Source organism: Polaromonas sp. YR568, assembly GCF_943372955.1.
In the GTDB taxonomy this organism is placed as follows: Bacteria; Pseudomonadota; Gammaproteobacteria; order Burkholderiales; family Burkholderiaceae_C; genus Polaromonas.
Window position 1 is genome coordinate 767,162 of sequence record NZ_CALSAL010000001.1, and the last position, 20,586, is coordinate 787,747.

20 protein-coding genes are annotated in these 20,586 nt (G+C 62.3%); 5 read left to right on the plus strand and 15 right to left on the minus strand.

What is annotated here, in order from left to right:
• Positions 1-35 precede the first annotated feature (35 nt).
• Positions 36-656, plus strand: a complete 621-nt coding sequence (locus AAG793_RS03640; RefSeq protein ID WP_341904146.1) for a trimeric intracellular cation channel family protein — start codon at positions 36-38, stop codon at positions 654-656.
• 7 nt (positions 657-663) lie between these two features.
• On the opposite strand, the gene tadA is transcribed toward AAG793_RS03640, so the two are convergent.
• The 3 genes from tadA to AAG793_RS03655 are packed head-to-tail and all read right to left on the minus strand — an operon-like array spanning position 664 to position 2,952.
• Entirely contained in the window at positions 664-2,073 is a 1,410-nt protein-coding gene (gene tadA / locus AAG793_RS03645; protein WP_341904149.1) for a tRNA adenosine(34) deaminase TadA, read from the minus strand.
• 8 nt (positions 2,074-2,081) lie between these two features.
• Positions 2,082-2,306 carry a hypothetical protein gene (locus tag AAG793_RS03650; RefSeq protein ID WP_341904150.1) on the minus strand — a complete coding sequence of 75 codons (225 nt, stop codon included), beginning with the start codon at positions 2,304-2,306 and terminating at the stop codon, positions 2,082-2,084.
• 1 nt (position 2,307) lies between these two features.
• Positions 2,308-2,952 carry an FMN-binding negative transcriptional regulator gene (locus AAG793_RS03655; protein ID WP_341904153.1) on the minus strand — a complete coding sequence of 215 codons (645 nt, stop codon included), beginning with the start codon at positions 2,950-2,952 and terminating at the stop codon, positions 2,308-2,310.
• A gap of 248 nt (positions 2,953-3,200) precedes the next feature.
• On the opposite strand from AAG793_RS03655, the gene AAG793_RS03660 reads away from it, so the two are divergent.
• Entirely contained in the window at positions 3,201-4,124 is a 924-nt protein-coding gene (locus tag AAG793_RS03660; RefSeq protein WP_341904155.1) for a DUF72 domain-containing protein, read from the plus strand.
• Positions 4,125-4,137: 13 nt separating this feature from the next.
• Here the strand turns inward: AAG793_RS03660 and guaA are convergent, their stop codons facing one another.
• Positions 4,138-5,757, minus strand: coding sequence for a glutamine-hydrolyzing GMP synthase (guaA, locus tag AAG793_RS03665; protein ID WP_341904157.1), 1,620 nt, complete (start codon positions 5,755-5,757; stop codon positions 4,138-4,140).
• 64 nt (positions 5,758-5,821) lie between these two features.
• Positions 5,822-7,291 (minus strand): IMP dehydrogenase, encoded by a 1,470-nt coding sequence (gene guaB / locus AAG793_RS03670; RefSeq protein WP_341904160.1) that lies wholly within the window; start codon positions 7,289-7,291, stop codon positions 5,822-5,824.
• A gap of 136 nt (positions 7,292-7,427) precedes the next feature.
• Between guaB and AAG793_RS03675 the strand changes: the two genes are divergently transcribed.
• On the plus strand, positions 7,428-7,967 hold the full coding sequence (locus AAG793_RS03675) for a DUF4124 domain-containing protein (RefSeq protein ID WP_341904164.1): 540 nt from the start codon (positions 7,428-7,430) through the stop codon (positions 7,965-7,967).
• Between the two features lie 20 nt (positions 7,968-7,987).
• On the opposite strand, the gene AAG793_RS03680 is transcribed toward AAG793_RS03675, so the two are convergent.
• Positions 7,988-8,326 (minus strand): RnfH family protein, encoded by a 339-nt coding sequence (locus tag AAG793_RS03680; RefSeq protein ID WP_341904167.1) that lies wholly within the window; start codon positions 8,324-8,326, stop codon positions 7,988-7,990.
• Between the two features lie 17 nt (positions 8,327-8,343).
• Positions 8,344-8,790: a type II toxin-antitoxin system RatA family toxin gene (locus AAG793_RS03685; protein WP_341904169.1), complete on the minus strand. Its 447-nt coding sequence runs from the start codon at positions 8,788-8,790 to the stop codon at positions 8,344-8,346.
• An 89-nt stretch (positions 8,791-8,879) separates the two neighbouring features.
• On the opposite strand from AAG793_RS03685, the gene smpB reads away from it, so the two are divergent.
• The gene (gene smpB, locus AAG793_RS03690; protein ID WP_341904172.1) at positions 8,880-9,413 is read left to right on the plus strand and encodes an SsrA-binding protein SmpB; all 534 of its coding nucleotides are present in this window, start codon (positions 8,880-8,882) and stop codon (positions 9,411-9,413) included.
• Between the two features lie 37 nt (positions 9,414-9,450).
• Here smpB and AAG793_RS03695 read toward each other — a convergent pair whose 3' ends face one another.
• From AAG793_RS03695 to rimP, 8 genes are all read right to left on the minus strand, one after another.
• On the minus strand, positions 9,451-10,611 hold the full coding sequence (locus AAG793_RS03695; protein ID WP_341904175.1) for an enoyl-CoA hydratase/isomerase family protein: 1,161 nt from the start codon (positions 10,609-10,611) through the stop codon (positions 9,451-9,453).
• Complete coding sequence (locus AAG793_RS03700; RefSeq protein WP_341904178.1) at positions 10,608-11,486, minus strand: DMT family transporter; 879 nt, start codon at positions 11,484-11,486, stop codon at positions 10,608-10,610. Before AAG793_RS03700 ends, AAG793_RS03695 begins: the two co-directional genes overlap by 4 nt.
• A 189-nt stretch (positions 11,487-11,675) precedes the next feature.
• Positions 11,676-13,502, minus strand: a complete 1,827-nt coding sequence (gene typA / locus AAG793_RS03705; RefSeq protein ID WP_341904182.1) for a translational GTPase TypA — start codon at positions 13,500-13,502, stop codon at positions 11,676-11,678.
• 40 nt (positions 13,503-13,542) lie between these two features.
• On the minus strand, positions 13,543-14,556 hold the full coding sequence (truB, locus tag AAG793_RS03710; protein ID WP_341904184.1) for a tRNA pseudouridine(55) synthase TruB: 1,014 nt from the start codon (positions 14,554-14,556) through the stop codon (positions 13,543-13,545).
• Between the two features lie 83 nt (positions 14,557-14,639).
• Positions 14,640-15,014 carry a 30S ribosome-binding factor RbfA gene (gene rbfA, locus AAG793_RS03715; RefSeq protein ID WP_341904186.1) on the minus strand — a complete coding sequence of 125 codons (375 nt, stop codon included), beginning with the start codon at positions 15,012-15,014 and terminating at the stop codon, positions 14,640-14,642.
• 73 nt (positions 15,015-15,087) lie between these two features.
• Positions 15,088-17,961, minus strand: coding sequence for a translation initiation factor IF-2 (gene infB / locus AAG793_RS03720; protein ID WP_341904190.1), 2,874 nt, complete (start codon positions 17,959-17,961; stop codon positions 15,088-15,090).
• Positions 17,962-17,988: 27 nt separating this feature from the next.
• On the minus strand, positions 17,989-19,521 hold the full coding sequence (gene nusA, locus AAG793_RS03725) for a transcription termination factor NusA (RefSeq protein WP_341904192.1): 1,533 nt from the start codon (positions 19,519-19,521) through the stop codon (positions 17,989-17,991).
• Positions 19,522-19,551: 30 nt separating this feature from the next.
• The gene (gene rimP, locus AAG793_RS03730) at positions 19,552-20,160 is read right to left on the minus strand and encodes a ribosome maturation factor RimP (protein WP_341904196.1); all 609 of its coding nucleotides are present in this window, start codon (positions 20,158-20,160) and stop codon (positions 19,552-19,554) included.
• Between rimP and AAG793_RS03735 the strand changes: the two genes are divergently transcribed.
• On the plus strand, positions 20,154-20,519 hold the full coding sequence (locus AAG793_RS03735) for a hypothetical protein (protein ID WP_341904200.1): 366 nt from the start codon (positions 20,154-20,156) through the stop codon (positions 20,517-20,519). The two genes, rimP and AAG793_RS03735, sit on opposite strands and share 7 nt — an antisense overlap.
• Positions 20,520-20,586: the final 67 nt, after the last annotated feature.

Genomic DNA, 20,586 nt, shown 5'->3' on the forward strand with positions numbered 1-20,586 from the left:
GCTGGCCTTGTCAGTCGACGTTGTATAACCCGACCATGCTGCTTTACTGGATGGACTTGTTGGGTGTGGCCGTTTTTGCGGTCAGCGGTGCGCTGGCAGCGGGCCGACTGGAACTGGACCTGCTCGGCGTGCTGGTGCTGGCGTCGCTGACGGCCATTGGCGGTGGCACCCTGCGCGATGTGCTGATGAACCGGCACCCGATCTTCTGGATGGAAAAGCCCGCCTACCTGCTGGTCATATGCCTGGCCGCGCTGGGTACGGTGCTGTATGTCCAGCTTCAGGTGCTGCCGATTCCGCTGCAAGCCCTGCTGGTGGCTGATGCGATCGGGTTGGCACTATTCGCACTGTCGGGTGCCCAACTGGCAGAAAAAGCCAGGCTCTCACCACTGATCGTGGTGCTGATGGGCACCATGACGGGCGTGGCGGGTGGCGTGATGCGCGACGTGTGCAGCAGCCAGGTGCCGCTGCTCCTGAAGCAGGACATCTATGCCACCGCAGCGATTGCAGGCATCGTTCTTTATCTGCTGCTGAAAAAGGCGCGTGTGCCGGAATCCTGGGCTTTCTGGATCGGGCTGGTGGTGGTTGCTGGCCTGCGCCTGAGTGCGATTTTTCTGGGCTGGCAGTTGCCGGTGTTTCGACTGGCGGGCACTGCCTGAGCCTGTGTCAGGACACCTTGGCACCCAGAAGTCTCAGCGCATCGCCGACAAACTGGTCACCGTGCTCCTGTACAAAATGGCCCGCGTCAGCAATCACTAAAGGTTCAGGGCAACCGTAAATCAGGCCCTTAAGCTCACGCATCACCGGCAGGCCAAGCACCGGGTCTTGCGCACCAACGACCATCACCGATGGCTGGCGCCAGTGCTGCTGCCAGAAGGCCTGCGCCTCGCGTGAAATGGCCGCGCCCTCAGCTTCTGGCGCATCCGGCACCATGGCGGGAAAAGCCCTCAGTGCCGCACGGTGCCCCCGGTCCGGAAACGGCGCGTTGTAGGCCGCGCATTCCTCTGCACTCATGTGGGGGTTGCCACGTGCAAAGAGGCGTGCAACGTCAAATTCGGGGTTCCTGGCGCACATCTCGCGCCAGGCCAGAAAGCCCGCCGACAAAGGCGCATCGCCAGTGGCGAGCAAGGTGTTCATCACCAGCAGACCGCTATAGCGGTGTGGCGCGGCCATCGGCAGTGTCAGGCCCAGAATGCCGCCCCAGTCCTGCACCACCAGCACCACGCGCTGCAAGTCCAGTCGTTCAATGAGCTCCAGCAGGATCTGCCGGTGGGTGCTGAAGCGGTGAAAGCTGTCTTTCTTGGGCTTGTCGCTCTTGCCAAAACCGATCAGGTCTGGTGCAACCACCCGGTGCCCGGCGGCCAGCATGGCCGGAATCATCTTGCGGTACAGGTAGCTCCACGCCGGATTGCCATGCAGGCACAGATACGTGAAGCCGCTGGCGGGCACCCCCTGCGGGCGCTCGTCGAGGTAATGCAGGCGCAAGCCGCCCAACGCGGGAAGATCGCTCAGGTAGTGCGGCTGCCATGGGTAGCCGGGCAAGTCGTCAAAGGCTGCGTCGGGGGTGCGAACCGCGTCATCGCGCAGGGGATGAAGGCGCTGGGCTTCGGCCCGCTGGCTGGCGCGACGCTGCTGAAAAAACGCCTGCAGCAAGGCACTGCATTCACCGGCCAGCACCCCGCCCTGCCACCGGGTCTGGTGATTCAGGCGCGGCTCGGCAAACAGGTTGAGCACGGAGCCTGCAGCGCCTGTTTTGGGATCAGCAGCGCCAAACACGACGCGCTTGAGCCGCGCATGCAGCATCGCACCGCTGCACATGGCGCAAGGCTCCAGCGTGACAAACAGCTCGCAGTCATCCAGGCGGTAATTGCCCAGCACTTGGGCCGCAGCTCTCAGTGCGACCACCTCGGCATGCGCGGTCGGGTCGTGGCCGTCGATGGGAGCGTTGCGGCCGGTGGCGATCACCCTGCCCTGGTGGACCACCACCGCGCCGACCGGTACTTCACCGGCTGCAGCCGCCTCATGCGCCTGCTCGAGAGCCTGTCGCATGAAGGTTTCATCTTCGGTGAGTGACATCGCGCGTGCTACTTGTCATCAGGCATCGGCCGGGCCTGCATCGCGCCCTGCATGGTGCCCTCGACGGTCTGCTTGACTTGCTGCTGTGTTTGCTGGGGTGTCGCGGCCGGTGTGGTCACCACCGCGCTGCCCGCTGCAGGGCTGACCGCGGTCGGCGCCAGCTGCTTTTTGGCCAATAGACCGATGATGGCCAGAACAAGCACCAGACCCAGAATACTGAAAATCGCGCGCATGTCAGGCTCCTTCCTTGCTGCCAGGTGTATCGGCCGTAAGCCCCAGCCGGTCCATCCAGGCCGCCAGTTCCCGTTCATGGTCGTTGCCTGCGGCGTAGCGGGATTTCAGGGCCACATGGCATTCCGGCCGGTGCTGATTGAGCTTGACTGCGCATTGCAAATCGGTCACCTTCAACTCGAAAGCGACGATGCAGTTCATCATCTTCTGCTGGTAGTCCGATGGCAAACCGCGCCACTGGTCGGCGTACGCCGGCTCGTGGTCATGGATCAGGTGCTTGAGCAACCGGTCCTTGTCATCGAAATGCTCAATGAGTCGGGCTTCGACGGTGCAGTGCACCAGCAGGTAGTTCCATGTGGGCACCCGGGCAAGGTCGGCATAGACCTGCGGGGTCATGTAGGCGTGCGGGCCCATGAAGGTCACCACGGCCTGGGGGCGTGCCTGCAAATAACGCCACTGTGGATTCGCCTTGGCGCAGTGACCGAGCAGCAGCGTCTGGCCCGCCTCTTCCAGCAGATGCAGCGGCAGCGGCGTCACAAAAGGCTGGCCCGCATCGTCGGTGGAAATCAGCGAGGCAAATGGATGGGCCCGGATCAGGTCGCGGGCATGCTGCTCGTCCTTGGCCTTGAACTGGGGAGGAAGGTACATCAGGAATCCTCTGGAATCCTCTTGCTTGGGCCGCCCATTGTGCCAGCCCCCGCTTGCGACCAACAGCAACGGTAGACTGGCTGGCGATGCAAGACGCACTGTTCCCGCCAGACGATGAACCCGCGCCAAAGGCCAAACCGTCGCGCACGGTTTCGGCGCGCCCTGCGACTGCGAAGACGCCACGGCCGGTCCGCTCAAAGCCAGCCCATCAGGTGGGCGCCGCCGAGCCAAAGGAGGCGCACCGGCTTTTGAGCGCAGACCTTCCCGCACAAGCACGCGTGGGGACGTCGTCGTGGAACTACCCCGGCTGGACGGATTTGGTCTGGGACGATGTGTATGCCGAAACCGCCCTGTCCAGACACGGGTTGGCCGCCTATGCCCGGCACCCGCTGTTTCGCACCGTCAGCCTGGACCGTGCCTTCTATCGCCCACTGACCACCGAGCAGTACGCCGCCTACGCCTCACAGGTGGACGATGATTTCCGCTTTGTGGTGAAGGCCCCGGCGTTGGTGACCGACGCCACCGTGCGTGGCGAGAAGGGTCAGGCGCTGCAGCCCAATCCGGCGTTTCTGAGCCCTGAACTGGCGATTGCCGAATTTGCACTGCCAGCGCTTCAGGGACTGGGTCACAAGCTGGGTGCGCTGGTGTTCCAGATCAGCCCCTTGCCGGGCATGTTGCACGCCCGCATGCCGGAATTGCTGGAGCGCCTGTCGCGCATGCTGCAGGCGCTGCCGGAGCTTGCGACGCAGGCGCCAGACGCTGTCGTGGCGGTTGAGGTGCGAGACCCGGTCTGGCTGGGGCCTGAGCTGGCGGCGGTGCTGAAAGCCTCAAAGGCCACTTACTGCTTGGGCTTGCACGCCAAGATGCCGCCGATTGAAGGTCAGTTGCCGATGCTGCGAGCCCTCTGGCCCGGTCCGCTGGTCTGCCGCTGGAACCTGAACCGGCTGCATGGCGCCTACGGCTATGAAGACGCTGCCGACCGCTATTTGCCTTACGACAAGCTGGTCGACGAAGATGTGGAAACCCGCCGTGCACTGGCCCGCGTGGTGCGGGCGACCGCTGAAGCCGGTTATCTGGCCTACGTCACCATCAGCAACAAAGCTGAAGGCTCAGCACCGCTATCGGTGGAAAAACTGATGGTCGAGATTCAGGCGCAGGGAGCGAGCCGCTGAGCCGGACCAGACATCATTCCCACTCAATGGTTGCTGGCGGCTTGCTGCTGACGTCGTAGGTGACGCGGTTGATGCCTCGCACCTCGTTGATGATGCGGCCCGAGACCTTTTTGAGCAGCGCATAGGGCAGCTCTGCCCAGTCGGCGGTCATGAAATCGCTGGTCTGCACGGCACGCAGTGCGACCACATAGTCATAAGTGCGACCATCGCCCATCACGCCCACGCTCTTGACCGGCAGGAACACGGTAAAGGCCTGGCTGGTGAGGTCGTACCAGCTCTTGCCGGTGGCGGCGTCCTTGAAGTTGCGCAGCTCCTCGATGAAGATCGCATCGGCCCGCCGCAGCAGGTCGGCGTATTCCTTTTTCACTTCACCCAGAATGCGCACGCCAAGGCCTGGTCCGGGGAAGGGGTGGCGGTACACCATGTCGTGCGGCAGACCCAGGGCCACGCCCAGCTCGCGCACCTCGTCCTTGAACAGCTCGCGCAGCGGCTCCAGCAGTTTCAGGCCCAGTTGTTCCGGCAAACCGCCCACGTTGTGGTGGCTCTTGATGGTGACTGCCTTCTTGCTCTTGGCGCCGCCCGACTCGATCACGTCCGGGTAAATCGTGCCCTGTGCCAGAAAGGTCGCACCCTTGTGACCGCCGGTACCTGCCTTGAGCTTCGCCGCCTCTGCCTTGAACACTTCAACGAACTCGCGCCCGATGATCTTGCGCTTGGCCTCCGGTTCGCTCACGCCGGCCAAGTGGCCGAGGAACTGGTCGCTGGCATCGACACGGATCACGTTGGCGTGCAGCTTGCCAACAAACATGTCCATCACCATGTCGCCCTCGTTCAGGCGCAGCAGGCCGTGATCGACAAACACGCAGGTGAGCTGGTCGCCAATGGCGCGGTGAATCAGCGCAGCGGCTACCGATGAATCGACACCACCAGACAGCCCCAGGATGACCTCTTCGTCGCCCACCTGCTGGCGAATCTTCTCGACCGCCTCGGTGATGTAGTCGCCCATGATCCAGTCGGGCCGGGTGCCGCAGATCTCCAGCACGAAGCGTTTGAGGATCGCATTGCCTTGCTTGGTGTGCGTGACTTCAGGGTGGAACTGCACCGCATAAAAACGGCGGGCTTCATCAGCCATGCCGGCAATCGGGCATGAATCGGTCGAGGCCATCAGCTTGAAACCGGGGGGCATTTCGGTGACCTTGTCGCCGTGGCTCATCCAGACATCGAGCATGCCCTGCCCTTCAGGCGTGGTGTAGTCGGCGATGTCCTTGAGCAGGGCCGTGTGGCCGCGGGCACGAACGTCTGCCGAGCCGAACTCACGCTTGTGGCCACCTTCCACCTTGCCGCCCAGCTGGTGCGCCATGGCCTGCATGCCGTAGCAGATGCCCAGCACCGGAATGCCCAGTTCAAACACCGACTGCGGTGCCTTGTCGGTGGTTTCTTCGTAAATGCTGGCGTGGCTACCGGAGAGGATTACACCTTTGAGGGAGCCGTCCTTGGCGTACTCACGCACCCAGTCATCGCTGACATCGCAAGGGTGGACTTCGCAAAACACATGGGCATCGCGCACGCGGCGTGCGATGAGCTGGGTGACCTGTGAGCCGAAATCGAGGATGAGGATTTTCTGGTGTTGCATGAAACGGAGTTTTCAGGGCAAAAAAAGAAAGGCGCCAGTGATGGCGCCTTGCGGGCTCTGCTGATTAATCAGCTCGGTAGTTGGGAGCTTCTTTGGTGATCTGCACATCGTGAACGTGGCTTTCGCGTATACCAGCGGAGGTGATTTCCACGAATTCCGCCTTGTCTCGCATCTCGTCAATCGTGGCGCAACCGCAGTAACCCATGCTGGCCCGCAGACCGCCGGCCATCTGGAACACGATGGCGACCATGGATCCTTTGTAGGGCACGCGGCCTTCAATGCCCTCGGGCACCAGCTTGTCGGCATTCGGGTTGCCAGTGCTTGATTCCTGGAAATAGCGGTCGGCGCTGCCCTGCTGCATGGCACCGATGCTGCCCATGCCGCGGTAGCTCTTGTAGCTGCGGCCCTGGAACAGGATGACCTCGCCCGGCGCCTCTTCGGTGCCGGCAAACATGCCGCCCATCATCACCGTGTTGGCACCGGCTGCGATGGCCTTGGCGATGTCGCCGCTGTAGCGGATGCCGCCGTCGCCGATCAGTGGAATGCCGGAGCCCTTGAGCGCGGTGGCCACGTTATCAATCGCCATGATCTGCGGCACGCCGACGCCCGCCACGATGCGGGTGGTGCAGATGCTGCCGGGGCCAATGCCAACCTTCACACCATCTGCGCCTGCCTCGGCCAGTGCCAGCGCGGCCGCGCCGGTGGCGATGTTGCCGCCAATGACGTCGACCTGAGGGTAGTTCTGCTTGACCCAGCGCACGCGGTCGATCACGCCCTTGCTGTGGCCATGGGCCGTGTCGACGACGATGGCGTCGACACCAGCGCGCACCAGCGCTTCGACGCGCTCTTCGGTGCCCTCGCCCACGCCCACGGCGGCACCGACGCGGAGCTGCCCGTGGGCATCGCGCGCGGCGTTCGGGAAGGTGGTTTGTTTGGTGATGTCCTTGACGGTGATCAGGCCCTTGAGCTCAAACTGGTCGTTGACCAGCAGCACGCGCTCGAGCCGGTGCTTGTTGAGCAGCGCCTTGGCGTCGGCCAGTGTGGCCGACTCGGGCATGGTGATGAGGCGCTCGCGCGGCGTCATGATGGTGCTGACCGGTACATCCATGCGCGATTCAAAACGCATGTCACGGCCAGTGACGATGCCGACCACCTTGCCGCCGTCAATGACCGGAAAACCAGAAATGCCCAGTTGCTCGCTGAGGGCCATGACCTGCCGCACGGTATGCGTGGGCGTGATGACCACCGGGTCGCGCAGCACGCCGCTTTCATAGCGCTTGACCTTGGCCACTTCGGCGGCCTGCTGCTTGGCGGTAAGGTTTTTGTGGACGATGCCGATGCCACCTTCCTGGGCAATCGCAATCGCCAGCCGGGCCTCGGTGACAGTGTCCATGGCCGCCGAAACCAGCGGCAGGTTCAGACGAATATTGCGGGAAAACTGGGTGGAAAGCGAGGTGTCCTTGGGCAGGACTTGGGAGAACGCTGGCACCAACAATACGTCGTCGAAGGTGAGCGCTTTGCCGAGTAGGCGCATAGGGATAGCTCCAAAAACACGATTGTACCCTCGTGATCCCGGCCGGTTTGGGGTCCGTCTAAGAGGCGCAGGTGGCAAAAAAGCCACTATCGCGAATGTGCCTCACAAAGCGCGACGGCAGCGCTAAACTCCGGCCATGCACCTCCCAACTGCTCTCCGCGCTGCCCTGCTCACCCTGCTGGGGCTGGCCGTTACCTTCAGCGCCACAGCCCAATGGCAGTGGGTGGACAAGGACGGGCGCCGCGTGTTCAGTGATCGCTCTCCGCCGGCCGACATTCCTGCGAAAAACATCCTCAAGCAGCCTGCCGGTGCCAAAAGTGCTGTGGTTGAGCCTGTTTCTGATGCAGGTGCTGCGCCGGCAGCGGCACCGGCTGCCAAGACTGCCACGCCGCCTGCCGGTAATGTGCCCAAGTTGACGGGCAAAGATCCTCAGCTCGCCGAAAAGAAGAAGCAGGTTGAAGAGGAAGAGGCTGCCAAGAAAAAGGCCGAAGACGAGCGCGTGGCCAAGGTCAAGGCGGAAAACTGTGCAAGGGCCAAGCAGGGCTTGGCCACCTTTGATTCCGGTGTGAGGGTCTCGGTGACCAATGCCAAGGGAGAGCGCGAAATCATGGACGACGCCAGGCGTGCTTCGGAAGTCAAGCGTCTGCAGGGAATCGTCGCCTCCGACTGCGTCTGACCCCCTCCGGTTCGGCCACTTCAGTAGCCGGCCTTCCCGCCCTCTCGCCGCTTGGCAAACAAACCGGCGCTCCGGGCGCCCTGTCGGCTGAATCGCTCGCGGCGCGCGACTTTTGGATCCACCCGCAAACCCCGGTAAATTTCCAGCCGATCGCCGTCCTGCAGCACATGTGAAGCGGGTGTTTTGCGCCCCCACACGCCGGCGCTGAGCCGACCGGTCAGCGAGGCAGGAAATGCCGGCTCGCTTCGGCTGAGTGCCAGCGCCTCACCGACGGAAATGCCGACGGGCAAGGTCAAATGCCACTCCAGCACCTGCCTGGGCGCTGGCGAACAAATCACCGTGATATGGATGGCAGCCACAGTGGAAGCGGAGCTCTTCAAGCTTCGCCATGTACCTGAGAAGCGCGCTTGACGAAAGCATCGACGAGGCTTCCAGCGATCTTGTCAAATACCGGGCCAACCAAGGCTGCCAGTGCGGCATTGTCAAAGTCGTAGCGCAGGGTGAAATCAACCTTGCAGGCGCGCTGCGTGCCGTCGCCCAGGGGGGTGAAATCCCACTGGCCGTCGAGCTTCGAGAAAGGCCCGTCGACCAGTGCCAGGCTGACCTTGCGGTCCTGCTCGTGGGTGTTGCGGGTGGTGAAGCTCTGTGAGAAGCCGGCCAGCGCAATGCCCACTTTGGCCGTCATGCCTTGCTGATCCGAGGTGAGTACCGCAGCCTGGTCGCACCAGGGGAGAAACTCGGGGTAGCGGGCCACATCGGTGACCAATGCGAACATTTCGGCGGCGCTGTACCAGATCAGGACGGACTTGTGGACGCTTTTCATACAATCGAAGGCTGGGCGCAATTGTATGAGGCCTGTTTAACCCCGGCTCGACTCTGTTCTTGCCTGCTTTTGCCCCCACCTCCTGATTCATGGTCACCAAAGAAGCAAGCTCCTCCAAAAAACCTGCCTCTGGCACATCTGGCAAGGCCAGTGCCAAAGCCGCTCTGGCAGCAGTGCGCATTGCCGACAACAAAAAGGCCCTGTTCAACTACCACATTGAAGAGCGTTTCGAGGCTGGCATGGTGCTGGAAGGCTGGGAAGTCAAATCGCTGCGCGAAGGCAAAGTACAGCTGACAGACGGTTATGTGGTCGTACGCAATGGCGAGCTGTTCCTGATCGGCTGCCAGATCAATCCGCTCGGCACCGCCTCCACCCATGTGCGGCCCGACTCCGTGCGGACCAAGAAGCTGCTGATGCACAAGGACGAAATCCGCCGCCTGATTGGTAAGGTGGAGCAGAAAGGCTTCACGCTGGTGCCGCTGAACATCCACTGGAAGTCAGGCAAGGTGAAGTGTGAAGTCGGCCTGGCCAAAGGCAAGGGCGAGCACGACAAGCGCGACACCATCAAGGACCGCGAAGGCAAGCGCGAGGTGGAGCGCGCGATGAAGTCTCGCAGCCGCTAGCCCGCTGAGTCACCGGGCGCGTCAAACGCACCAGTCATCAAGGCTGGCCCAGCGTCCGCAGGGGATGGGCTTCTGGCGTCCAAGGGCTCTCAAAGAAGGCCTGCGTCATGGCCGCTTTCACATCCTCAATCCGTGCCGGGTTCCAGACTGGCTTGTAGTCCTTGTCCACCGCCAGCGCACGAATGCCTTCCACGGTCTCGCCGGCAGTGCCTGGCCTGAGGTGAAAACAGCGGAAAACCATGTCCCGCTCCATGCGCAGGTCATCGGCCAGGCTCATGCCCCGTGCGCGGCGGATCTGCTCCAGCGCCACATGCAGCATCAGCGGAGACCGCTTGCGCAGCGTGGCAGCGGTCTTCAGTGCCCAAGGATTGTCGGAGCGTTCAAGGGCATCGATGATGTGCTTGACGCGCTCCAGCGAGAAGAAGCTGTCGATGATCGTGTGGTCCCCCGCATCGCCCGCATCTCCCTCTTTACTGGCGTTCGATGAAGGCCAGGTCGCAGCAAGCCAGCTTTCTGCCTCGGCAGGTGATGCAAAACGCTGGCCCGCCAGTATGTCCCAGAGTGCGGGCAACTGGCTGGCGTCTGCCCGCAAGTCGGCCAAGCCCCAGGCGATGGCCTCGTCCGCGCCGATGACCTCGCCCGTCAGCGCCAGGTATTCGCCCACATGCCCCGGGCAACGGCTCAGGAAGTAGCCGCCACCCACGTCCGGAAACAGCCCGATGTTGGTCTCCGGCATCGCCATGCGGGTGTGCTCGGTGGCGATGCGTACACGGGCGCCTTGGCACAGCCCCATGCCACCGCCCATCACTACCCCATCCATAAAGGCCACCACCGGCTTTGGATAGGTCTGGATCAGATGGTTGAGGGTGTATTCATCAGTGAAAAAATCTTCCAGCGACGCATCACCCGCCAGCGCGGCCTGGTGGAAAAAACGGATGTCACCACCGGCGCAGAAGCCGCCAAACAGGCTGTCGGGTGTGCCAGGTCGCCCCACCTTGTTGGTGCCGCGAATGGCGACGACGTGAACGGTCGGGTCGTCGCGCCACGCGGTCAGCGCCTTCAGCAGCGCCTGCACCATGGGCAGTGACAAGGCATTGAGCGCCTTGGGTCGGTTCAGCGTGATGAGGCCGGCCGATCCACTCTGCTCAAAAAGCACCTCGGCCTGCGGTGGGCGGCTGTCGGTCTGAGGGGTGTTCATGCGCGTTGTCTCCATCCAATCAATTCATTCACCACCAGCGCCGCAATGACCAGGGCACCCCCGGTGAGCACGCTGGTACCGGGAACCTCACCCGCGCCCAGCCAGGCCAGCAGAATGCCAAAGATCACCTCCAGCAGGCCAAGCAGCGACACCTCGGGCGCCTTGAGGACGGCCGCGCAGAGCATGGACAGCACGCAGGGAATGGCCAGCTGGAACAGGCCCAGGATCGCCAGCAAGCCGACATCATGCGGCGTGGCGGCAAACGGAAACGCCAGCGGCAGCGTGACCAACGATGAGATCACCGCGCCGACCAGCACCGACGGGACCAGGTCAATCCGCTTGCCGTGCGCACGGTTGTGCTGCACCACCGTCCAGTTGCTGGCCGCGGCCAGCGGCACCATCAGGGCCACCAGCGTCCCCGCCAGCTGGCTGCCCAGATCCATCTGCCCGGCATACATCCAGGTGATGCCCACGCCGGCCATCGCAATCGCGCACCAGGTGCGTAGCGGAATCTTGTGGCCGATGAAGATGCGGGCGAGCAGCGCAGTCAGAAACGGACCAATGGCCATGGTAACCAGTACGTTAGCCACCGTGGTCAGCGTGAGCGCCACCATGAAGGCGGTGAACATGATGCTCCAGCACACGCTGGATGCCCAGAAGGCCGCCCCACCCTGCCGAATGCTGTCCACCAGCGCCTTGCGCCCCTGAAACGCCGGCAGGATGACCAGCAGCGACACCACGGTGAAAAAGCTGCGCCAGAACGTCACTTCAAAACTGCGGGCCGATTCCAGATGCCGCGTTACCACACCCGCGATGGACCACATCAGCGTGACCACCACCATCAGGACAACTGCTTTGGAGTGTGTGAGTTTCATTGCGACAAAAACGAAGAAAGCTACTGAAGCGTCCGTGTATCCAGCAGCCTTGGATTCAAGCCAGACCCCGGCACTGTGCCTAAGGTATCAAACCGAGCAGGAGCCGCGGGACTGGCTTTGCCAGACCGCAGGCGGAGCGGCCCCCTCGGGGGGCAGGGAGTTACACGCAGTGAACGACCGTGGGGGCTTTTATGAACGGCCGGCGCGCTTGCGGTCGCTTTCCTTAAGGTGCCGCTTGCGCAGACGAATCGATTTGGGCGTGATCTCGACCAGTTCATCCTCCTCGATGAATTCGACGCCGTACTCCAGCGTGCATTCGATGGGTGGCGTGATCTTCACGGCATCTTCCTTGCCGCTGACGCGGAAGTTGGTCAGCTGCTTGGTGCGGGTGGCGTTCACCACCAGGTCGTTGTCGCGGCTGTGAATACCGACAATCATGCCTTCGTAGACCGGATCGTTGGCGCGCACAAACATGCGGCCCCGGTCGTCCAGCTTGCCGAGGGCGTAGGTGAAGATTTCACCGTCGTCCATGGAGATCAGCACGCCGTTCTTGCGGCCGCCGATTTCACCCTTGTGTGGCTCGTAGCTGTCGAAGATGTTGGAGATCAGGCCGGAACCACGCGTCAGGTTCAGGAACTCGTTGGTAAAACCGATCAGGCCACGCGCGGGAATGCGGTACTCGAGGCGCACACGGCCGCGGCCGTCCGGTTCCATGTTCACCAGCTCGCCCTTGCGCTCGCCCAGCGCCTGCATCACGCCGCCCTGGTGCTGCTCTTCAATGTCGGCCGTGACCAGCTCGATCGGCTCATGGCGCACGCCATCGACGTCCTTGTAGACCACGCGCGGTTTGGACACCGCCAGCTCGTAGCCTTCGCGGCGCATGTTCTCCAGCAGGATGGTCAGGTGCAGTTCGCCGCGACCCATCACTTCAAAAATGCCCTCTTCGTCGGTTTCCTTGACGCGCAGCGCCACGTTGTGCTGCAGCTCTTTCTGCAGGCGGTCCCAGATCTGGCGGCTGGTCACAAACTTGCCTTCGCGGCCTGCCAGCGGGCTGGTGTTGACGCAGAAGTTCATCGTCAGCGTCGGCTCGTCCACTTTCAGCATGGGCAGCGGTGCCGGATTGATCGGGTCGGTGATGGTCACGCCGATACCGATGTCTGCAATGCCGTTGATCAGCACGATCTCGCCGGGGCCGGCTTCCGTGGCCTGCACGCGCTCCAGACCCTGGAAGGTCAGCACCTGGTTGACGCGGCCCTTGATGGCCTTGCCGTCCGCGCCTTCCATCACCACCACGTCCATCATGGGCTTGATGGTGCCCTGGCTGATGCGGCCCACGCCGATGCGACCCACGAAGGTCGAAAAATCGAGCGCCGAAATCTGCAGTTGCAGCGGTGCAGCCGGGTCACCTTTCTGCGGTGGCACGTGCTTGAGGATGGTGTTAAAGAGAGCCGACATGTCGGGGCCCCACTGCTCGTTGGGCGGGCCTTCTTCCAGAGACGACCAGCCGTTGATGCCAGAGGCATACACCACGGGAAAGTCGAGCTGTTCGTCGGTCGCGCCCAGCTTGTCGAACAGGTCGAAAGCGGCATTCACCACATAGTCGGGGCGTGCACCGGGTTTGTCGACCTTGTTCACCACCAGAATTGGCTTGAGACCCAGCGCCAGGGCCTTCTTGGTCACAAAGCGGGTTTGCGGCATCGGGCCTTCCTGGGCGTCGATGAGCAGCACCACGCCGTCGACCATGGACAGCGCGCGCTCGACCTCACCGCCGAAGTCGGCGTGGCCCGGGGTGTCGACGATGTTGATGTGCGTGCCTTCCCAGGTCACCGCGCAGTTCTTGGCCAGGATGGTGATGCCCCGCTCTTTTTCGATGGCGTTGTTGTCCATCACCGTGTCGACCACTTTTTCGTGCTCGGCAAAGGTACCGGATTGACGCAGCAGCTGGTCGACCATGGTGGTTTTGCCGTGGTCAACGTGGGCAATGATGGCGATGTTGCGGATTTGTTTTTGGCTCATGGTTGGCTTTCAGAAAACTGGGAAACTTGAAAATTGCAAATCAGTGGTGAAGGACGGTAGCGGAGGCCGGTTCAGGCACCACGTGCGACGCTGCACGCAGAATGTCCTGAATCTCGACCGGGCTCAGCAGCCGCTGCGGAATCAATTCATCGGCCGTGATGTGGGCCGAACCGAGGAAAGCGGGTGGGTCCTGGGCGAACACCTGGACCAGCGGCGCGTCAGCGCCCCACTGCCCCGGCTCGCCACGGCGCCGCAGGCCGCTCAGAAAGCGCCCTGCATTGTCGGCGTCCAGTGTGACAACCGGGTAGTCAGCCACCAGCGACTGCGCAGGCAAGAGACACGCCTCGCGCTCGCGCTCGGTCATGGCTTCTAGCGCAGGCAGCGTGACGCACTGGCTGGTGGTGAAGCCACCGGTTTCCAGCCTGCGTAATGACCCCAGATGGGCGCCACAGCCAATCGCCTCTCCTATGTCCTCACCGAGCGTGCGAATGTAGGTGCCTTTGCTGCAGGTCACCACGATGCGGATCGCAGCAGGCGCCCGCGCATCGGTGGTCACAGCCATCTCCAGCTTGAAGATGGCGATGTGCCGGGCTTCCCGCTCCACTTCTTCACCCTTGCGGGCGTATTCGTAAAGTGCCTTGCCGTCCTTTTTGAGCGCGGAGTACATGGGCGGCACCTGTGCCAGTGGGCCGGTGAAGCGCTGGGTCAGGCTTTCCAGCAAGGCGGGTGTGATCGGGGGGACTGGCCGGGTTTCAATGACTTCGCCCTCGGCATCGGCCGTGGTGGTCTTGGCGCCCAGCAGCAACACCGCTTCATACGTCTTGTCGGCATCAAGCTGGATCTGGCTGAACTTGGTCGCGGCGCCAAAGCACAGCGGCAACACACCGGTGGCCAGAGGATCCAGAGTACCGGTGTGGCCGGCTTTATCTGCGCGCAGCAACCACTTGGCTTTCTGCAAGGCCTGGTTACTCGACAGCCCCAAAGGTTTGTCAAGCAACAGCACACCGTGGACGGGACGACGCTGGACTTTGACCTTGCCTCCCCGGTCGTTCACCGATTTCGGTTCAGCAGAACGCACCACTGCCTGCCCCTCCAAGGGGGCATTCGCTCCTTGGGGCGGCCCGGCTCGTGTCATCGCTAGACGTCGCTGTCCGTGGCGCGGGAAGACACCGCCTTGGCGATCAGGGCGTTCATGTCTGCCGCACGTTCCGTGGTGCGGTCGAAGTGGAAATGCAGGGTGGGCACTGTGTGCGTCATCAGCCGCTTGAAGAGGCCGTTGCGCAGGAATCCAGCCGCCTGGTTGAGTGCTTCTTCGCACTCTTTCGGGTCGCCCACCAGCACGCTGAAGAACACCTTGGCGTGTGCGTAATCGGCAGTGACTTCCACCGCCTGGATGGTCACCATGCCGACCCGCGGGTCTTTCAGCTCGCGCGCGATCAGCTCCGTCAGATCGCGCTGGATCTGATCGGCAATGCGAAAGCCGCGGTTGGGGGTGGAACTTCGTTTTTTCACTGGGGGCAAATCAACTGCATCACGGGATCAGGTTCAGCGCGCGTTGGCCATGAACCTGATGCCGCAGTGCGCTTTACAAGGTACGTGCAACCTCTTTGATTTCAAAGAACTCCAGGATGTCGTTTTCCTGGATGTCGTTGTAGTTCTTGATGTTCAAGCCGCACTCGAAGCTCTCCTTGACTTCACGGACATCGTCCTTGAAGCGCTTGAGGGAATCGAGCTCGCCCGTGAAGACGACGACGTTGTCGCGCAACAGACGCAGGCGCGCCGTGCGGCGAACCACACCGGAGGTGACCATACAGCCGGCGATAGAGCCGATCTTGCTGACCTTGAACACCTGACGGATCTCGGCGGTACCGATGACTTCTTCCTTCTTGTCGGGCGTGAGCATGCCAGACATGGCGGCCTTGAGCTCGTCCACAGCGTCATAAATGATGTTGTAGTAGCGAAGATCAACGCCGTTGTTCTCGGCCTGCTTGCGTGCCTGGGCATCGGCGCGGGTGTTGAACCCGATCACCACGGCCTTGGAGGCAATCGCCAGATTGACGTCGGACTCGGAAATGCCACCCACGCCGGAATACACCAGCTGGACCTTGACCTCGTCGGTCGAGAGTTTGAGCAGCGACTGGGCCAGCGCTTCCTGCGAACCCTGCACATCCGCCTTGATGATGATGGGCAGCATCTTGACTTCGCCCGCCGAGATGTCGGAGAACATGTTCTCCAGCTTCGAAGCTTGCTGCTTGGCCAGCTTGGTGTTGCGGAACTTGCCGGCGCGGTAGGTGGAGATCTCGCGAGCACGGCGCTCGTCGGTCATCACCATGAATTCGTCGCCCGCCTGGGGCACTTCGGTCAGACCCTGGATTTCCACCGGGATCGACGGTCCAGCGCTCTTGATCGGCTTGCCATTCTCGTCCAACATGGCGCGCACGCGGCCGTAGGTGGAACCGGCCAGCACCACATCGCCCGCCTTGAGGGTGCCGGACTGCACCAGCACCGTCGCCACAGGGCCGCGGCCCTTGTCGAGCTGGGCTTCAATGACCAGACCTTTGGCCAGTGCTTCCACCGGCGCCTTCAGTTCCAGAACCTCGGCCTGCAGCAACACCTGCTCCAACAGGTCATCGATGCCGGCACCGGTGTGGGCAGAAACGCCCACGAAAGGCACATCGCCGCCGAACTCTTCGGGAATCACTTCTTCGGTGACCAGTTCGCCCTTGACGCGCTCCAGGTTGATGCCCTGCTTGTCGATCTTGTTGATGGCGACCACGATGGGCACGCCCGCCGCTTTCGCGTGCTTGATGGCTTCCTTGGTCTGCGGCATCACGCCGTCATCGGCGGCCACCACCAGAATGACAATGTCGGTGGCCTGCGCGCCGCGGGCACGCATGGCGGTGAACGCCTCGTGACCGGGAGTGTCGAGGAAAGAAATCATGCCGCGTGGCGTTTCCACGTGATAGGCGCCAATGTGCTGGGTGATGCCACCGGCCTCACCTGCCGCCACCTTGGCACGGCGGATGTAGTCGAGCAGCGAGGTCTTGCCGTGGTCGACGTGACCCATGACGGTGACCACCGGCGCACGCGGCAAGGCTTCAGCCTGCTGGCCCTGAACGTCGTCATCGGTGAAGGCTTCCGGATCATCCAGCGCAGCCGTCACGGCCTTGTGGCCCATTTCTTCCACCACGATCATGGCGGTGTCCTGGTCCAGCGGCTGGTTGATGGTGACCATCTGGCCGAGCTTCATCAGATGCTTGATGACCTCGGACGACTTCACGCTCATCTTGTGGGCGAGTTCGGCCACCGTGATGGTCTCGGGCACATGCACCTCGAGCACCTTGAATTCGGTAGGCGCCACGAAGTTCGATTCAGGACGGGCGTCGCGGTCGTTGCTGCGGCGGCCACGCGGGCCGCTGCGGAAATTGCCGCGCCCGGGCACAGCCGTGGCACCCCGGCTCGGAATGCCCTTTTTCTTGGCAGCGTCTTCTTTCCAGGTCGACGACAGGTTTTCGGATTTGATTTCCTTCTTGCCTGCTGCACCCGGTGCTGCGGCAGCGCCTGCAGCGCCGGTTTTGGCCGCGCCTGGCACCACAGCGGGCTTATGCAAGGTGCCCTTGATGGCGGCCTTGGGGTCCACGTGGGGCACCAGGACGCGCTTGGGCGCATTCATCATGGCGCGAATGCCTGCAGCTTCCGCCTCGGCCTTGCGGCGGCGCTCCTGCAGCTCCTGCGCTTTCGCAGCGTCTGCCTGGAATTCGGCTGTCGCCTTGGCTTTAGCAGCAGCGGCGCCTGCGGCTTTGGCCGCCTGGTCCACAGCAGCAGCTTCAGCCGCCTGGCTGGACTCAGCCGCCACTGTTTCTGCGGATTTCGATTTGCCGGCTGTGGCCTTGGCTTTGGCGGTGGCTTCTGCAGCCTCGGCCTTGGCGCTGAGCTCGGCGGCTTCACGGGCCTGTTCGCGGGCGGCTTCTGCGGCGTCCTGTTCTTCACGCAGGCGGCGTTTTTCGGCCAGTTCCTGCTCCTGGCGGCGCAGCAATTCGGCGTGGCGGCTGGCCTCTTCCTCGCGGCGGATCAGCTCGGCCTGGTCCACCACGGGCGCGGCGGGCTCGGCAGACACTTCCGGACGGGTTTCTTCGGCGGGCTGATCGGTGCCGTCTTCACGCTTGACGAAGGTGCGCTTCTTGCGCACTTCGACCTGGATGGTGCGTGCCTTGCCGGTGGCATCGGCCTGCTTGATCTCGGTGGTGGATTTCTTCACCAGCGTGATCTTCTTGCGCTCGGTGGCCACAGTGCCGTGGCTGGCCTGCAGGTAGCTCAGCAGTTTCTGCTTGTCCGATTCGGACAAGGGATCACTGGCCTGCGCTTTGGCGACGCCCGCGCTGGTCAATTGCTCGATCAGCGTGGCGGTGGGTTTATTCAGTTCAGCTGCGAATTCAGCGACGGTAGTGGTACTGGACATATGTTTTTTTCCTGCTGGCCTCCATGATCATTGCTCTTCGGATGCCACAGGCGCTGGGGCCGGTGCATCCGCAGTGGCGGCTTCATCGGCGAACCAATGCGCGCGGGCGGTCATGATCAGGGCTTTGGCCTCGTCCGAAGACTGGCCGGTGATCTCGGTCAATTCATCCACAGCCAGATCGGCCAGGTCGTCACGGGTGCTCACACCCGCCTCGGTCAGTTTGGCAATCAGGTCGGGGGTCAGGCCTTCCACGTCGCGCAGGTGCTGCGACACGCCTTCGGCATTTTCTTCCTTGGCGATTTCCATCGTCAGCAGTGCGTCTTTGGCGCGGGTGCGCAGCTCATTGACGGTGTCTTCGTCGAAGGACTCGATCTCCAGCATTTCCTGCAGCGGCACATAGGCCACTTCTTCCAGGCTGGTGAAGCCTTCGGAAATCAGGATGTCGGCGATTTCCTCGTCCACATCGAGCTTTTCCATGAACAGCTTGCGGCTCGAGTCCGTCTCGCTGGCCTGCTTCTGGGCCGACTCATCGGCCGTCATGATGTTGATCTTCCAGCCGGTAAGTTCGGACGCCAGGCGCACGTTCTGACCGCCGCGGCCGATGGAAATGGCAAGGTTTTCCTCGTCCACCACCACATCCATGGCGTGACGCTCTTCGTCCACCACGATGGACGACACGTTGGCTGGCGCCAGAGCGCCAATCACGAACTGGGCCGGGTCCTCGCTCCACAGCACGATGTCCACGCGCTCGCCGGCGAGTTCGTTGGTTACGCCGTTGACGCGGGTGCCACGCACACCGACGCAAGTACCGATGGGGTCCACACGCTTGTCGTGCGAGAGCACGGCGATCTTGGCGCGGGAACCGGGGTCACGGGCGCAGGATTTGATCTCCAGCAGGCCCTGCTCGATCTCGGGCACTTCCTGGCGGAAGAGTTCGATCATGTACTCAGGGGCGGTGCGGGACAGGATGATGGGCGCGCCACGCAGGGTGGTGTCGACTTCCATGATCATGGCGCGGACGCGGTCGCCGGAGCGCAGGTTTTCCTTCGGGATCATGTCGCTGCGGCGCAGGCGCCCTTCAACACGACCGGATTCGACAATGATGTCGCCTTTGTCCATGCGCTTGACAGTGCCAACAAAAATCTTGTCGCCACGGGACATGAAGTCGTTGAGCAGCATCTCGCGCTCGGCGTCGCGGATCTTCTGCAGGATGACCTGCTTGGCCGCTTGCGCGCCAATGCGGCCGATGGGCAGGCTTTCCACGGGTTTTTCGATGAAGTCGCCCTCTTCGATATCGGCAATTTCGTCTCTGGCATCGCTCACCAGCTCTTCAGCCTCGGGGTTCTGCAGGCCCGCCTCGTCAGGCACCACCAGCCAGCGGCGGAAGGTTTCGTAGTTGCCGCTGTCGCGGTCAATGGCCACGCGGATATCGACTTCGCCTTCGTATTCCTTCTTGGTGGCCGAAGCGAGAGCGAGCTCGACCGCGCCGAACACGACGTCACGTTCCACGTTTTTCTCACGCGAGATGGCATCCACCAACATCAACAGTTCGCGATTCATTTCACAGGCCTGCCTTTCTCAATATTCCAATTAGTTCTGGTTAGTCGTGTCCGCCGTGGGCGTTACTTTGGCTTTCGGTTTACGTCCCTTGAAATCCACCACGGGCGCCAATCGGGCCTGATGAATCTCATCGAGCGTGAACCCCAGCGCCTGCAACGGTGCGGGAAGTTTCTTTTTGCTGACCTTCTGGCCGGGCTTGACCGGGGGCTCCTCGCTCCACACGATCTGCCAGCCGGCCTTGCCATCCTGGGGTTCGGCGCGTTCCAGCGTGCCGCGGAATTTCTTGCGGGTGGCGGCCACGGTTGATCCCGCACTGGCCGCTATACCAATCGGCGCCTTGAGAGTGAGGTCAATCAGCTCACCGGCAAAACGCTCAAAATCCTGTTCGCTGCGCAAGGGCCTGTCGATGCCCGGCGAGCTCACCTCGAGCCGGGAATAATTGGCGCCTTCGACTTCCAGCACAAACTGCAACTGACGGGTGACCTTCTCGCAGTCTTCGGCATTGATGAACTGCTCCTGGCCTGCAACCCAGGGCATGTCGATGGTGACGCGCAACAACCCACCCCCGGTGCGCTCAATGTCCACCAGCTCGTAGCCCAGTCCTGTGACGGTCTGCTCAATCGTCTCTTGCAATGCCATTCGGTCCTGTCAAACCCTTCAAATCTGTTTCAACACCGACCTGCTGCAACGCCTGTTTTTACCTGTCCAGCAGCCATGCTGGATGGTGCGACTTGCGCAACCCAAAAACAAACGCCCAAAAAAAATGGGCGGTAGAAACCCGCCCATTTGGTCGTGAAGCCAGTATTGTAACGCGCTCAAGAGGCAGGCGCAAACAATTTCCGTGCCTGTTTTTTGATGGTGCTGGCCCGTCAGCCGAGTCACCCAAGAGTCTGGTTGCCGGGTATCCGGCCTTCAACGATTTCATTGATCCGGCTCGCTGGATTCCACACGCAACCCGAACACGCACGCCGACTGCAGATTTCAACAAATTTCAGTGAATGCACGAAACGACGGCGATCCAGATTTCACGCCGCTAGAATTCTCATTTTTCCTGGATTTGAATCT